Source organism: Sphingomonas sp. ABOLE (assembly GCF_003950455.1).
In the GTDB taxonomy this organism is placed as follows: domain Bacteria; phylum Pseudomonadota; class Alphaproteobacteria; order Sphingomonadales; family Sphingomonadaceae; genus Sphingomonas; species Sphingomonas trueperi.
The window spans coordinates 1-14,697 of the sequence record NZ_QQWY01000017.1; the positions used below are offsets into that span (position 1 = coordinate 1).

Genomic DNA, 14,697 nt, shown 5'->3' on the forward strand with positions numbered 1-14,697 from the left:
ATCGTCTCTTTATGGACATCGAGACCGACAAACTTGCTGATCGACATTGTCCTTCTCCTTCCTGACAAGCTGAGCTTACGCCCCACCTGCCTCGAAGCGCGAGGCGAATGACGGTCATTGGGTCTAAAGCGGGCGTACCAATCGCCCTGGCCGGCGACCGCCTGCGGGCCCCAATGCGCCCAGATGCCGAACTTGGCGTCGCGGAACCAGTCCGGCGTCTTGTAGGTGGAGAGCGAGGCGTCGGTCGGCTTGAACGGACCCGGCGCCGCGACCGGCGTGACGTCCGCGCCCGGCAGCTTCGCCGTCGCCGTCTGTTGCGCGCGGGCGGTGCCCGCCTTCACGGCCAGTGCGGTCGCGAACGATCCGGCCAGTATCTCGCGCTTGGTGAAGTTGGTCATCCGCTCCTCCTGTCGTGCCCGGGCACGTTTCGCGCGCCGCTGTTGCTGGCATATTTGCAAGCCGATTTTCATGTGGCAAGCGTCAATTTGTCGTAGTTTTTGTGCCGAAGCCGTTGTTTTGCGGCCTTGGCGGGCCGCCCGTTTGGGGGAGCTTATTATGACCGACACGCCAATCGATCCTTCGCGTCGCGCCGTGCTGGCGCTCGCCGCCGCAGCACCCCTGCTGCCCCAGGCGGTGCGCGCCGCGCCCCCCGCCGACCCGCTGCCCGCGCGCGACATAGGGCTGGGGCCGCGCGAGGTGCTGCCGTTCGATGCCGGCTGGCGGTTCAATTTCGGCCATGGCAGCGATCCGGCCAAGGATTTCGGCTTCGGCATGGGGCAGGGCGATTTCGCCAAGACCGGCGACTTCAAGCTCGCCAAGACCGACTATGACGATGCCGATTGGCGCGCGCTCGACCTGCCGCACGACTGGGCGGTGGAACTCCCCTTCGTCCGCGACGATCAGGGCGGCGATGCGAGCAACCGCGGGCATGGCTTCAAGCCGCTCGGCCGCCGCTATCCCGAGACCAGCATCGGCTGGTACCGCCGCCGCTTCGACGTGCCCGCCGGCGATCGCGGCCGCCGCATCTGGATCGAGTTCGACGGAGCGATGCGCGACGCGATCCTGTGGGTGAACGGGTGCTATATCGGCCGCCACAATGACGGCTACACCTCGTTCCGCTTCGACCTCACCGACTTCCTGCACTATGGCGGGGACAATGTGATCGTGGTGCGGGTCGACGCCTCGCTGGGCGACGGCTGGTTCTACGAAGGCGCGGGGATCTACCGCCATGTCTGGCTGACCAAGCACGACGCGCTCCACTTCGGCAAATGGGACAGCGTGGTGCGCGCGACCCCCGAGGGGGCGGGGGCGACGCTCGATCTCGCGACGGTGATCGCCAATGACGGCGACGCGGCGCAGCAGGCGGTGGTGGAATGGACCATCGCCGATGCGGCCGGGCAGGTGGTGGCGCGCGCCTCTGCGCCCGCCGTAACGGTGGACGCGGGCGGGACCGCCCAGAGCCAGACCCGCGCGACGCTGCCCCAGGCGCAGCGCTGGTCGACCGGAACGCCGGTCCTCTACACCGCCACCGCGCGGCTCGCGGCGGGCGGGGCGGTGCGCGACGCCGATCGCGTGACCTTCGGCGTCCGCAGCTTCCGCTTCGACGCCGATCGCGGCTTCTTCCTCAACGACAAGCCCATGAAGCTCCAGGGCACGTGCAACCACCAGGACCATGCCGGCGTGGGCGCGGCGCTGCCCGATGCGCTCCAGCGCTACCGGTTGAACATCCTCCGCGAGATGGGCTGCAACGCGGTGCGCACCACCCACAACATGCCCACGCCCGAATGGATCGCAGAGTGCGACCGGGCAGGCGTGCTGGTGATGTGCGAGACCCGCCAGATGAGCGCCAATCCGGAGGCGATGGCGCAACTGGAGGTGATGGTGAAGCGCTTCCGCAATGCGCCCTCGGTGATCCTCTGGTCGATCGGCAACGAAGAGTGGCTGCTCCAGGACAAGATGGCCGAACAGGGCAAGCCGATCGCCGCGACGATGGTCCGCCGCTGCCACGCGCTCGACCCCACAAGGCCGGTGTCGGCCGCGGTCAACGGCGACAACGAGCAAGGGGTGAGCGACCCGCTCGACATCATCGGCTTCAACTACAAGGTCCAATATCCCGAGGGCTTCCACGCCAAGCACCCGGCGCGGCCGGTCTATGGCTCGGAAACGTCGAGCGCGATCGCCACGCGCGGCGAATATGCCAGCGTTCCGGCGCGCAACCTGGTCAACAGCTATGACGGCGTGGTGCCCTGGGGGCAGACCCCCGAGGCGTGGTGGAAGCTCTATGGCGGCAAGCCCTGGTCGGCGGGCGGCTTCGCCTGGACCGGCTTCGACTATCGCGGCGAGCCGACTCCCTATGGCTGGCCCTCGATCAGCTCGCAGTTCGGCATCGTCGACATGTGCGGCTTCCCCAAGGACAGCTATTATTACTACCGCGCCTGGTGGCGGTCCGAGCCGTCGTTGCACGTCTTCCCGCACTGGAACTGGGAAGGCCGCGAAGGCGAGATGGTGTCGGTCTGGGTCTATTCCAATTGCGACAGCGTGGAGCTGGTGGTGAACGGCCGCAGCCTAGGCAGCCAGCAGGTGCCGCCGCTGGGCCATCTCGAATGGAAGGTGCCGTATCAGTCGGGATACATCGAGGCGCGCGGGCGCAAAGGCGGGCGAGTGCTCACCGCGCGGCGCGAGACCACCGGCCCCGGTCGCACGATCCGCCTGACCGCCGACCGCACCACCATCGCCGCCGATGGTTGCGACGTGGCGATGCTCAAGGCGGAGCTGCTCGATGCGCGCGGGCGTCCGGTCCCGACCGCGATGGACAAGCTGGCGTTCGCGATCGAGGGCCCGGCTGCGATCATCGGCGTCGGCAATGGCGATCCGAATTGCCTGGAAAGCGACAAGGCGCCGCGCCGCTCGCTGTTCAATGGGCTGGCGCAGGTGATCGTCCAGTCCACGGGGCGGCCGGGAACGATCAAGGTGGCGGCCGTTGCCGACGGTTCGCGCGCCGAGCCGCTGCTGCCCGGCAGGATCGTCTTGCAGGCGGCCGGTCACCCTATCTGAGCCACGCAGCAAGACCCGCCGGGCGGGATTGCCGGGCTCTTCGCCGCGGCGCCCGTTCGACGTAAAGCGGCTCTTGGGGACGGTAACAACGGGATGGTCGCGCGGGGGTAGTATCGCTATCGCAGCGGGCAGTTCATCGATACCGTCGGCACCACGCGGCGGGCGCCCGTGCACGTCGTCGGCGCGAGCCCGGGCGCGCGCCGAACCGTTCAGGCGAGAGTGTAGAAGCAGTTCTGAGACAAGCGTATATGGGTGCCGCCATGCCGCTGGCCCAGAGCCCCGCATCCCGGGAAGGCGAGGGCTATCCGGCCTGTGCGTTGGCGGGGGCTGGTTCGGACAGCCGGACGGGCTTGCCGGCAAAATCCTCAGCCAGCACCTGCGCGATCGGGCGGGCGATGCCGCGGGTGAGCGCGGCCGGCACTTCGACCGTGAAGCCGTGCGCCACCGCGCCGTCGATCGCCCAGCGTACGCAATAGTCCGCGGCGACCCCGATCACGGTCAGTTCCGTAATCCCCTCCGCCCGCAGCGCCGCGAAGAAGGCGTCGCGCGGCTGGGCCTCGTGGCTGCCGATCGCCTCGATCACCAGATCGGGTTCGGCCCACATGTCGAACACGCCCTTTTCGATCCGATAGACCGGGATGCCCGGTGCTACCGCCGCCATGTCGAGCACATTCTCCCAGCCCGGCGAGCCGCGCTCGCAGTGGAGCGGAAATTGCTCGGCCTCCGGCGAGCCGGCGAAGCGTTCGGCGGCGTGGGTGTCGAAGGTGAACAGCACGCCCGCGGTCTCCGCCGGATCGAGATCGGCGAGCCAGGCCCGCAGCGGCCCGATCAACGCCTCGGCGCCTGCAACCGACAGCGCCCCATCGGCGTGCATGAAATCGGCCTGGGTATCCACCACGATGACGAAACGCCGCAACTTCGGTCTCCTTGCTTGCCCTATTCGACCCCGCGGGCGCGCCGCAGATCGATGCCGAGCCGTTTGACCCGGTAATAGAAGGTCTTGCGCGGCAGGCCCAGCGCCGCGATCGCCGCGTTGATCTCGCCGTCCGCCGCCGCGATCGCATCGAGGATCGCGCTGCGCTCGAAGGCCTCCAGCCGTTCGGTGAGCGGCCGCGCTTCGGCGGGCGCGCTCTCGGCGGCCGGTTCGAGCCCGAGCACGAAGCGCTCCGCCGCACGCTCCAGCTCCCGCACATTGCCCGGCCAGTCGCGCTGGGCGGCGGCATGCGCGGCCTCGGAGAGCGGCGGGGCGGGGCGGCGGTGGCGCTGCGCCGCCTGCAGCGCGAGCTGGGCGAAGAGCAACGGCACGTCCTCGCGCCGCTCGGCCAGCGGCGGCAGCCGCAGCGGCACCCCCGCCAGCCGGTGGTACAGCCCCGGCGGCAGCGCCGCCGCGCCGCCCTCGCCGATTGCGGCGATGATCCGCACGTCGACGGGATCGGGATCGCGCTGCTCGGTGGCGACGGTGCGCGCCTCGGCGAACTGGGCGAGGCGATGGTGGAGCTCGGGCGGGGCGAGATCGAGATGATCGAGGAACAGCGTGCCACGGTCGGCGCGGGCGACCAGCCCGTCGCGGGCGAACAGCTCGCGGGCACCGATCCCCGGCGGCAGCGTCGCGCAGTCCACCGCCTGGAAGCGATGCCGCGCCCGCCTGCCGGCGCGGTGGACCAGACGGGCATAGAGTTCCTTGCCGGTGCCGGTCGCGCCTTCGAGCACGAGATCGAGCGCGGCATCGGCCAGGACCGGGATCATTTCGCGCAGCCGGCGGATCGCGGGCGCCTCGCCGAGCAGCGCGGTGTCGCTCTCGCTCGTCGCGGCGCGCAGCCGCCGGTTCTCCAGCGCGAGGGTGCGCGCTGTGCCGGCCCGTTGCAGCGCGGCCGCCAGTGCGTCGCCGGGGAAGGGCTTGGTGAGGAAGTCCCAGGCGCCCCCCTTGATGGCATCCACCGCCATGGTGACGTCGCCATGGCCGGTCATCAGGATCACCGGCAGCTCGGGGTCGACGGCGCGCAGCCGGTGGAAGAAGTCGATGCCCGACATCCCCGGCATCCGCACGTCGGTGACGACCACGCCGGGAAAGTCCCGGTCGATCGCCGCCAGCGCGCTCGGCGCATCGACGAAGGGGCGGACGTCGTGCCCTGCCAGTGTCAGCAGCTGGATCAGCGCCGTGCGAAAATCGACGTCGTCGTCGACCAGGGCGACGGCCACGCTCATGCCCGGCAGAGCTCCAGCTCAAAGCACGCGCCGCCTTCCTCGGGCAGCCAGCGCAGGCTGCCGCCCAGCTCGGTCATGATGTCGCTCGCGATCACCAGCCCGAGACCCAGCCCGTTGCTGCGGCTGGTGGCGAAGGGGGTGAACAGCCGCGCGGCGATGTCGGGCGCGATGCCGGGGCCATTGTCCTGGATGCGGACCCAGACCAGCCCATCGCCCAGCGTCACACGGATCGTGATCGTCGGGTCGGGGCGGCCGGCGAGGGCTTCGCTCGCGTTCTGCAGCAGGTTGACGAACACCTGCTCCAGCCGCACCCGCCCGCCCATCACCAGCAGGTGCGCACCGATCGTCGGCCGCTCCAGCCGCACGGCGCGCAACTGCTCCTTGAGGATCAGCAGCGCGCCGTCGAGCACCTCGGCCAGCGGCAGCGGGCGGACCTCGCCCGGCTGGCGGCGCGAGAAGCCGCGCAGCTGCGCCGTGACTGCGCCGATCCGGTCGCTCAGGCGTCGGATCGTCTCCAGATTGTCGCGCACCATGTCGGTCGCGCCTTGCGCGAGCAGCTGCACGCTGGTCTCGGCATAGGTGCGGATCGCGGCAACGGGCTGCGCGGTTTCATGCGCGACGCTGGCGGTGACCTGCCCGAGCGTGGCGAGGCGATTGGCCTGGCGCAGACCCTCGCGCAGATCGGCGGCGCGGGCCTCGAGTGCGGCGCGTTCCTCGATCTCGCGACGGAGCTCGGCGGTGCGCTCGGCAACCGCGACTTCGAGCTCGGAGGTGCGGCGCTGGCGCTGGGTCGCACGCTGGCGCAGGCCCCAGAGCAGCAGTGCCAGCGCCAGCACCGCCATCAGCGCGCCAAGCCCGGCGGTGCGCTGGGCGGTCGCGACCGCGGGGCCGACAGCACGGCGCAGCGCCAGCGTCCAGCCCGGCTGGCTGGTCGGCACGCGCGCCTCGATCAGGTCGCCGCGGGCGGGGGGGAGCAGTACCGGCGCGGAGCCTTCGGGCAGCGCCGCCTCGCGCCGCAGCGCTGCCAGCACCGCCGGCAGGATCGGCCGGGCAACCGCGAAGCGCAGGCCAGGATCGCTGGCGACGAGCACGAGCCCGGCGGGGTTCTCGACATAGGTGTCGCCACCCGCTTGTCGCCATGCCGCTTCGATCGCATCGAACTCCAGCTTGACGACGATCACGCCGTTTGCCGGCGTGCGGCGGGCGAGATAGAGTCCCGAATGACGGCTGACCGTGCCCAGCGCGAACTGGCTGGCCTCGCCGCGGCTGCTCGCCTCGCGGAAATAGCGGCGGAAGCGATAGTCGGAGCCGACGAAGCTCTGCGGCGTCCGCCAGTTGCTCGCCGCGCGGGTGCGGCCGTCCGCGCCGATCACATAGATGGCGGCGGCGCCAGTGGTGCGGGCAAGGCGTTCAAGCTTTGCGTTGAGCGCGCGCGGCGGCGCACCGGCAAGCGTGGCGGCGACGTCGCGGTCGTCGCCCAGCGCGAGGGGGAGGAGGCGGAAGCGGGCGATCTCGCTGTCGAGCAGGCTGGCGCGGAGCTGGGCGTTGGTGCGGGCGCCGGCGACCAGCGAGTCCTGCGTGCGGTTCCCCGCGATCCAGCCGGCGGCGAGCGCCACCGCCGCTCCAAGCAGCGCGGCGACCATCCAATAGCGCCAGCCGGAAAGCGATTCGCGATGCGTCACTCGGCCGCTATCCGCCAGCGCGCGACAATGTGCAAGTTTTTGCACTTCGCCTGGTCGGCATGTGTCGATTTTTGCGCATCGGCGGCGCCGAATGTGAGTTAGTGTGCTGATAAAGAGAGATATTATGGAGAAGCGCTTTTCGCTTTCTCCGCACGTTGCCGCCATCGAGTATCGCCCGATCGAGTCCTACCGGCACAACGGAGGCCGAAGGAGAGGAAGTGATGGTTCGTATCCCCGCCGATTTCCACGATGGCGCACATGCAGCGGCGCCGGCCAAGGCACTGCCCTGGTACCGGCACCTCTATGCGCAGGTGCTGGTCGCGATCGTTGCGGGCGTGCTGATCGGCCATTATGCCCCCGCCACCGGCGAGGCGCTCAAGCCGATCGGCGACGGGTTCATCAAGTTGGTGAAGATGATCATCGCACCGGTGATCTTCCTCACCATCGTCACGGGCATCGCCGGCATGCGCGATCTCAAGGCGGTGGGCCGGGTCGCGGCCAAGGCGTTCGGCTATTTCCTGTTCTTCTCGACGCTGGCGCTGGTCGTCGGCATGGTCGTCGCCAATGTCGTGCGGCCGGGCGAGGGGCTCAACATCGATCCGGCCTCGCTCGATGCGGGCAAGGTCGCCGACTATGCCGCCAAGGCGCATGACAGCACGCTGACCGGTTTCCTGCTCGGCATCATCCCCGATACCTTCCTCTCCGCGATCACCGGGGGCAACATCCTGCAGACGCTGTTCGTCGCGATCCTGTTCGGCATCGGCCTGGCGCTGGTCGGCGACCGCGGCGAGCGGATCACCCAGGCGCTGGAAGACATTTCGCTGGCGATGTTCAAGGTCGTCGCGATCCTGATGAAGGCGGCGCCCGTCGGCGCGTTCGGCGCGATGGCGTTCACCGTCGGCAAATACGGCGTCGGCACGCTCGCCAACCTGGCGATGCTGGTCGGCACCTTCTACTTCACCTCGGCGCTGTTCGTGATCGTCGTGCTCGGTGCGGTCTCGTGGATGGCGGGCTTCTCCATCTTCCGGCTGATCGCCTATCTCAAAGCCGAGCTGCTGCTGGTGCTCGGCACCTCCTCGTCGGAAAGCGCGCTGCCCTCGCTGATCGAGAAGATGGAGCGTGCCGGCTGCCCCAAGACGATCGTCGGCCTGGTCGTGCCGACCGGCTATTCGTTCAACCTCGACGGCACCAACATCTACATGACGCTGGCGGCGCTGTTCATCGCCCAGGCGACCAATGTCCACCTCTCGATCGAGCAGCAGCTGCTGCTTCTTGCCGTGGCGATGCTGTCGTCCAAGGGCGCGGCGGGGGTGACCGGCGCGGGGTTCATCACGCTGGCGGCGACGCTGTCGATCGTGCCCAGCGTGCCGGTGGCGGGCATGGCGCTGATCCTCGGCGTCGACCGGTTCATGTCCGAGTGCCGCAGCCTGACCAACTTTATCGGCAATGCGGTGGCGACCGTGGTCGTCTCGCGATGGGAAGGGCGGCTCGATCACGATGCGCTCGACGCCGCGCTGCACGGCCGCGCGCCGCGCGTCGACCAGTTGCCCGCCGACGCCGTCCCCGCCGAGTAAAGGGAGTCTCCGATGCGTAGCGTAACCCGCGTCTTGGGCGCCACCCCGGCGCTCGCCCTGGGCATGCCTGCCGAAGCGCAGGTCGTCGAAACCGCCGGCTACCCGGCCGCTGCCGCCGGCGACGGTGCCACCACCGGCGGCTACAACCTCTCCCGCTGGGCCGAGGACTGGCGCAAGCTGTGTGATCCCACCAGGCGCGACGATCCGATCGATGCGCTGAAATGCATCAAGCTCACCCCCAGCGGCGACGTGTACGTCACCCTCTCCGGCGAGGCGCGTCTGCGGATGAACCACACCACCAACCCCAATCTGCGCAACAGCCGCGCGCAGCGGCAGGACATCGTGCGGCTGGTCGGCGGTGCGGACGTGCACATCGGCGAGCATCTCCGCGTCTATGGCGAGATCGCGCATGGCGGCATCAGCGGCGTCGAACTCGGCGCGCCGGCCGCGACGCTGCGCAATGCCGTGACGGTGCAGCAGCTGTTCGTCGAGGCCAAGGGCGAGGTGGCGGGCATCGATCTCGGCGCGCGCTATGGCCGGCAGGAATTCACCGACGGGCCCAATCTGTTGGTCTCGCAGCGCGACAACAACACCATCCGCTACACCCTCAACGGTTTTCGCGGCTGGGCGCGGGGCAAAACGGTGCGGGTGGACGTGTTCGACCTCAAGCCCACGCAATATGGCGATCTCGGCACCGACGACGACGTGGTCGATCCCGCGCGGCGATTCTCGGGCGTGAGCCTTGGCTTCGTCGTGCCCAAGGCGTGGGTGGGTGGCGCCAAGCTCTATTTCGATCCCTTCTTCTGGCGTCGCCGCAACAATGTGGGCACCTGGGGCGGCCGCATCGGCCCGGGTACGCGCTTCTATCTCGGCACGCACCTTTGGGGCGAGGCGGGGCCGGTGACGATCGACTGGTCGATCAATCACCAATGGGGCTATTGGCGCGATCAGCAGATCGATGCCTGGCAGGGCTTCTTCGCGCAGAACGTCCGGCTCGGTTCGGGCAAGCGCGCGCCGCGGATCGGCTTCCATGCCGACTATGCCAGCGGCGGGGGCGGCTATGGCGACGGCAAGCTGCGCAACGCCTATGCGCCCTTCGGCAACAACATCTATTACAGCTACGGCCTGTTCCTGACGCCCAGCAATCTGGTTGCGCTGGCACCGACGCTCAACCTGTCGCCTACCGCGAAGCTGCGCCTGAACTTCGAGTATCAGCGGGCGTGGCGGGCCAATGTGTACGATGCCGTCTATCGCGCCAACGGCCAGCCTTTCCCCGGCACGCAGAACATCCGCGACTCCCGGACCGCCGATGTCGCGCGGGTGCAGGCGGTGTGGGCGATCACCCCGCGGCTGTCGCTCACCGGGCGCTACGAGCATCTCGCCGCCGGGCCGGCACTCACCAAGGCGGGCTATGCGAGCTCGGACTTCGTCGCCGGCTGGCTCAGCTTCCGCTTCTGACCGGACCCGGCGATCCGCCACCAGCCGAGCCCGCCATAGAGCAGCGCGAGCGCCAGCAGCGTGAGTACCCCGGGCGCCACGTCGCCGAGGCTGGCGTGCATCTGGTTGAGCGGGACGAACACATGCACGCCGCTGGTCGAGGGGATGAGCTGCGCCAGCGCGCGGACGAAGCCGGGCATCTGGTCGAGCGGCCAGGCGGTGCCCGAGAGGAAGAAGAAAGGTGCGGAGGTGGGCGCGAGGATCACCATCGCCCGCTCGGAGCGGTCGAAATAGCTGCCGAGCCAAAGGCCCAGCCCGGCGACTGCAGCGGCGAGCAACGGTGCGGCGAACAGCATCCCCGCGACATTCTCGTCGCGCGGGATGCCCTGCACCCAGAAGATGAAGCCGAACAGGAACAGGCAGGTCAGCAGCCCCACCGAGGTGAACGCCGCCCAGGTGCCGGCATATTCGCCATGCCCCATTCGCCACCGCCCCTCGCGCCGCCGCCCGCCGACGAAGGTCGCGACGCCGAACAACAAGGTCTGCTGGATGATGACGATCGCCACGGCGGGGAAGACATAGCCCTTGTAGCCTGCGGTCGGGTTGAACATCGGCTCGCGCACGATGGTCACCGGCGGCCCGGCGCGCACCGCCTGGCCCAGCATGTCGAGCTTTTCGACGGCGAGATCGCGCAGCACCTCCGTCACCGTCTCACCGATCGTGCTCGCCCGGAGCAGATACGAAGCGTTGACCCACACCGCGATCCCCGCTCCCGGCGCACCGGTGCGCAGCTGGCGCTGGAGACCGCGCGCGATCAGCACCACGCCGTCGGCCTTGCCCGCGTGGAGCCGCGCCTGCGCCTCGGCAACGCTCGGTGCATGATCGACGACGATCACCGCGCGCGTTGCTTCGAGGTCGCGGACGAGCTGGCGGCTGAGCGCGCTGGCATCCTCGTCGACCAGCACCACCGGCAGTTGCTGCGCGACTTCCTGGCTGTACGGCGCGGGATAGTAGAAGGCGTAGAGCACCACCGCGAGCAGCATCGTGCTGAGCAGGGTGCGCGAGCTCAGCACCGTCGCCCAGGTGGCGCGGAAGGCGGCGACGAAACTCATTGCGCCTGCCGCCGGATCAACACCCAGGCGAGCGTGCCCGGCACCAGGACATAGGCGAGCAGCGCCAGCATCGGCGGCAGAATGGTGGCGAGATCCTGTCCGCCCAGCTGCCCGGTCTGGAGCGCGAGATAATGGGTGAGGGGGAGCACCTCGCTCCAGAAGCGCGCAAAGCCGCTGCCGCCGTTGAGCGGCAGGGTGGCGCCCGCATAGGCCAGCGCCGAACCGGCATAGACCGCGCAGACCGACAGCGCCGTGGCGGTCTCGCGCGTCGCCGCCACCAGCAGCGCGGAGATCGCGGCGGTGCCGAGATAGAAGAGCGTCTGCGCCGCGACAATCGCCGCAATGCTGCCTTCGACCCGCCAGCCGCGCGCCAGCGTGACGAACAGCAGCCAGGCGATGCCCCACAGGCTCGCCGCCGCGACATAGGGCAGCAGCTTGCCGAACAGCGCGGGCACGATCGCGCCGCTGCGCGCTGCCCAGTCGCCGAGCGACCGGGCCTCCAGCTCGCGCCCCAGCGCCATGGCGGCGGTGACGGCCGTAACCAGATGCAGTACCGCCGGATAGATCAGCGTGCTGAGGAACCATTCGAAGCTGGACGCCGCGTTGTTGAGCGGCACCGCCTCCACCGCGAAGCGTCGCGTCGGATTGGGCGGCAGGGCATGGCCGGAAAGCTGGTCCACGACCAGCGACGCGGCGGCGGCCTGCACCGCGCTCGCCGCGCCGCTCGCTGCCTGCGAGCCCGAGGAGAGAAAGCTGGCATTGTAGAGGATGCGGATCACCGGCGTGCGGTGTCGGGCCAGCCCCGCGCCGAGATCCTTGGGCAGATGGACGAAGCCATTGGCATGGCCGCGCCGCACTTCCTCCACCGCTTGCTCCTCGGTGGCGCGCGTCGCGACGATGTGCACCAGCGGCGCTGCATCGATCGCGCGGAGGATGGCGCGGCTCGCCGAGCTGCGATCGTCGTCGACCACCACGATCGGCAGCCGTCGCATCGATCCCTGCCAGAACATCGCGCCGATCAGGAACAGCAGCAGCGCGGGGATCAGCGTCAGCCCGGCCAGGTCCCAGCGGTCGCGCGCCAGATGGCGCAGCTCCGCCCGCAAGGCGCGGCCGAACGCGCTCATTGCGGCCAGTCGAACAGCACGCTCATGCCGGGGCGCAGGCCGGGGATCGCCGCGGCCGGGCGCAGCTTCACCTCGAAGGCGCGGACGTCATAGCCCGAGGCTTGCCGCGTCGCGCGCCACGTCGCGAAGTCGCCGCGCGGGGCGATCTGGTAGACCGCGAAATCGCCGTCGCGGCCGAGCGCGGGGATATGGCCGCGCAGCCGCTTGCCCATCGCGATCCCCTTGAAGCGATCCTCGCGCACCGTGAGCGCCACCCAGGCATGGTCGATGTCGAGCACCTGATAGGCGGGGATTACCGGGCTGACGACTTCGCCGGGCTGCACCAGCTTGCGCGACACCTCGCCGTCGATCGGCGAGACGAGCTGCGTCTCGCGGCCGAGTGCGGTGGCGGTCTGCAGCGCCGCCTCGGCGATGCGCACCTGCGCATTGGCCGCCTGCTTGTTCTGCGGGCGGGCACCGGCGAGCGCCTTGAGATACTGCTGGCGGGCGGCTTCGGCCTGCTTGGCGCTGGTCTCGCGCGCCGCCGCCGCCTCGTCGCGCCGCTGCGCCGCGACGACACCCTGCGCGTAGAGGTTGGCGGTGCGTCGGCTGGTCACCGCGGCGAGATCGGCCGCCGCCTGCGCCGCCTGCCAGGTCGAGCGCAGCGAGGCGATGTCTTCCTGCCGCGCGCCTTCGTTAGTTTCCGAGGCGATCGCGCGGGCGGCGTCCACCGCGCCCTGCGCCTGCGCCTTGCCGCCGGCGATCTCCGGGCTCGACAGCGTAGCGAGCAGCGTGCCGGCGCGGACCCGCTGGCCCTCCTCGGCCACCAGCGTCTCGACGCGGGCGAGTGCCTTGGTGGCCACGTTCACCTCATCGGCATCGACCATGCCCTGCAGCTGCTCCGGCGCAGGACGGTTGGCGAGCCACAGTCCGCCGACGATCAGCACCACCAACGCAATGCCCAGCACGATCGCAAGAATGGGCGGCTTGCGGCGCGGCGGGGCTGTGGTCTCGTCGGTCATTGCTGGTCCTCCACGTGCCGGTCGGCACGCGCCATCAAGGTGCTGTATTCATCGACGCGGTGGCTGGCGGCGAGCAGCGCCATCAGCCCCAGGTCATATTCATAGGCGGCGACGAGCCGTTGGGTGCGTACCGTGGCAAGCGCCGCCTCGGCATCGATCAGCGCCGACGACGCGACCTCGCCCTCGCGGAAGGAGAGCTGCTGCACGCGCAGATTCTCCTGCGCGGCGGCGAGGTTGGCGTCGAGCAGCAGGAAGGAGCGGCGCGCCGCCTCTGCGATGTTCCAGGCGCGGACGATCTCGCCGGCCACGTCGCGGCGTGCTTGCGCGGCGGCATCGGCGGCGGCGGCGTGGTTCTCGCGCGCGGCCGAGAGCGCCTTCTGCCGATCGAAATTGGAGAGCAACGTCATGCGCAGCGAGATGCCGGCGATCCAGTCGGGCTCGGTCGGCAGCGCGTTGTTGCGGTTGGCGTTGTAGCTGCCGAAGGCAAAGGCCTGGGGGCGGTAGCGCGAGCGTGCGAGATCCACCCCGGCCTGCGCTGCGCTCTTCGCGGCATCGGCGCCCTGCGCGCGCGGAGACTGGTCGATGCCGTCGAGGAAGCGCTGGAGCGGCGGCAGCGGCTCCGAATGGACGAACAGCGGGGTCGAGGCGGTGACGCCCATGGGCTGGTCGAGCAGTCGCGCCAGCATATCGGTGGCGATCGCCTCCTCGCTGCGGGCATGCTCATGGGCGCGCTGGGCGGTGTTGCGCGCGACCTCCACCTCCAGCACCCGGGCATGGGCGAGCACGCCTTGCGCCTCCAGCTTGCGCGCGTCGGAGAGGTGACGATCGAAGGCTTCGAGCTGTTCGCGGGTGGAGACGGTCAGCTGGCTCGCGACCTTCTGGCCGAAATAGGCGCGCACCAGATTGACCCGCGACAGGTCCTGCCCGCCGGCCTGCTTGGCGCGGGCGATGCCTACGGCTGCATCGGCACCCTTCTGCACTGCGGGAATCGCGCCGCCGGTGTAGAGCGGCATCGCCGCGGTGATCGCCGGGCGGAACACGGTGTCGCGGGTCTGGAACTCCAGCGTGTTGGGGATCGCACCGAACAGCCGGGGCAGGGCCGCGCCGATCCGCTGGGTCACCTGCGCCACGATCTGGGCGCTTTCGCCCGAGAACTGGCCGCCGATCTGGTCGAGGAAGCCGTTGGCGGCATTGAGCGCGTCGGTCTTGGGTTCGGACAGGTCGACCGAGAGCGTCTTCTGATACTCGATCACGCTCGCCGAGGTGGTGACCACCGGGCGGCGCAGCGTGCGGGTGGCAGCGGCGATGTCCTCGCTGGCGCGGACGGCATGGTCCTCGCCGCTGAGCGCCGGCGAGGCCTTGTCGAGCCGGGCGAGCGCCGCCTGGAAGCTGAGCGAGGGCGGGGGCGCCTCCTGCGCGACGGCGGCGCCGGTCGAGGCAAGCAGCAGGGCGAGCGCGGCCGGGCCGCTCCGACGGCGCACGACATGTAGATCCTGCCGCTTCGCGCT

General features: G+C 69.9%; 11 protein-coding genes. 3 read left to right on the forward strand and 8 right to left on the reverse strand.

Features of this window, described 5'->3' with window-relative positions; genetic code table 11:
* The coding region (locus tag CA234_RS12025; RefSeq protein WP_164521796.1) for an alpha-L-fucosidase at positions 1–398 on the reverse strand (398 nt) is incomplete at its 3' end.
* Positions 399–555: 157 nt separating this feature from the next.
* Here CA234_RS12025 and galA point away from each other — a divergent pair.
* On the forward strand, positions 556–3,054 hold the full coding sequence (galA, locus tag CA234_RS12030; RefSeq protein ID WP_126001797.1) for a beta-galactosidase GalA: 2,499 nt from the start codon (positions 556–558) through the stop codon (positions 3,052–3,054).
* Positions 3,055–3,355: 301 nt separating this feature from the next.
* On the opposite strand, the gene CA234_RS12035 is transcribed toward galA, so the two are convergent.
* Genes CA234_RS12035 through CA234_RS12045 form a run of 3 tightly spaced genes read right to left on the reverse strand, consistent with a single transcriptional unit; the run spans position 3,356 to position 6,941 of the window.
* Positions 3,356–3,970, reverse strand: coding sequence for an isochorismatase family protein (locus CA234_RS12035; protein ID WP_126001798.1), 615 nt, complete (start codon positions 3,968–3,970; stop codon positions 3,356–3,358).
* A 20-nt stretch (positions 3,971–3,990) separates the two neighbouring features.
* A complete protein-coding gene (locus CA234_RS12040; RefSeq protein WP_126001799.1) occupies positions 3,991–5,259 on the reverse strand; it encodes a sigma-54 dependent transcriptional regulator in 1,269 nt (422 codons plus the stop codon).
* Complete coding sequence (locus CA234_RS12045) at positions 5,256–6,941, reverse strand: ATP-binding protein (protein WP_342449850.1); 1,686 nt, start codon at positions 6,939–6,941, stop codon at positions 5,256–5,258. The genes CA234_RS12040 and CA234_RS12045 overlap by 4 nt, the downstream gene beginning before the upstream one ends.
* 221 nt (positions 6,942–7,162) lie before the next feature.
* Between CA234_RS12045 and CA234_RS12050 the strand changes: the two genes are divergently transcribed.
* Both CA234_RS12050 and CA234_RS12055 read left to right on the forward strand, forming a co-directional pair.
* Positions 7,163–8,515 carry a dicarboxylate/amino acid:cation symporter gene (locus CA234_RS12050; protein WP_241213475.1) on the forward strand — a complete coding sequence of 451 codons (1,353 nt, stop codon included), beginning with the start codon at positions 7,163–7,165 and terminating at the stop codon, positions 8,513–8,515.
* 12 nt (positions 8,516–8,527) lie between these two features.
* The gene (locus CA234_RS12055) at positions 8,528–9,973 is read left to right on the forward strand and encodes an alginate export family protein (RefSeq protein ID WP_126001800.1); all 1,446 of its coding nucleotides are present in this window, start codon (positions 8,528–8,530) and stop codon (positions 9,971–9,973) included.
* On the opposite strand, the gene CA234_RS12060 is transcribed toward CA234_RS12055, so the two are convergent.
* Genes CA234_RS12060 through CA234_RS12075 form a run of 4 tightly spaced genes read right to left on the reverse strand, consistent with a single transcriptional unit; the run spans position 9,925 to position 14,670 of the window.
* Positions 9,925–11,064, reverse strand: a complete 1,140-nt coding sequence (locus tag CA234_RS12060; protein ID WP_125972453.1) for an ABC transporter permease — start codon at positions 11,062–11,064, stop codon at positions 9,925–9,927. The genes CA234_RS12055 and CA234_RS12060 overlap by 49 nt on opposite strands.
* Entirely contained in the window at positions 11,061–12,188 is a 1,128-nt protein-coding gene (locus tag CA234_RS12065) for an ABC transporter permease (RefSeq protein WP_126001801.1), read from the reverse strand. The genes CA234_RS12060 and CA234_RS12065 overlap by 4 nt, the downstream gene beginning before the upstream one ends.
* Positions 12,185–13,189, reverse strand: a complete 1,005-nt coding sequence (locus tag CA234_RS12070; RefSeq protein ID WP_126001802.1) for an efflux RND transporter periplasmic adaptor subunit — start codon at positions 13,187–13,189, stop codon at positions 12,185–12,187. The genes CA234_RS12065 and CA234_RS12070 overlap by 4 nt, the downstream gene beginning before the upstream one ends.
* A complete protein-coding gene (locus tag CA234_RS12075; RefSeq protein ID WP_125972459.1) occupies positions 13,186–14,670 on the reverse strand; it encodes a TolC family protein in 1,485 nt (494 codons plus the stop codon). Before CA234_RS12075 ends, CA234_RS12070 begins: the two co-directional genes overlap by 4 nt.
* Positions 14,671–14,697: the final 27 nt, after the last annotated feature.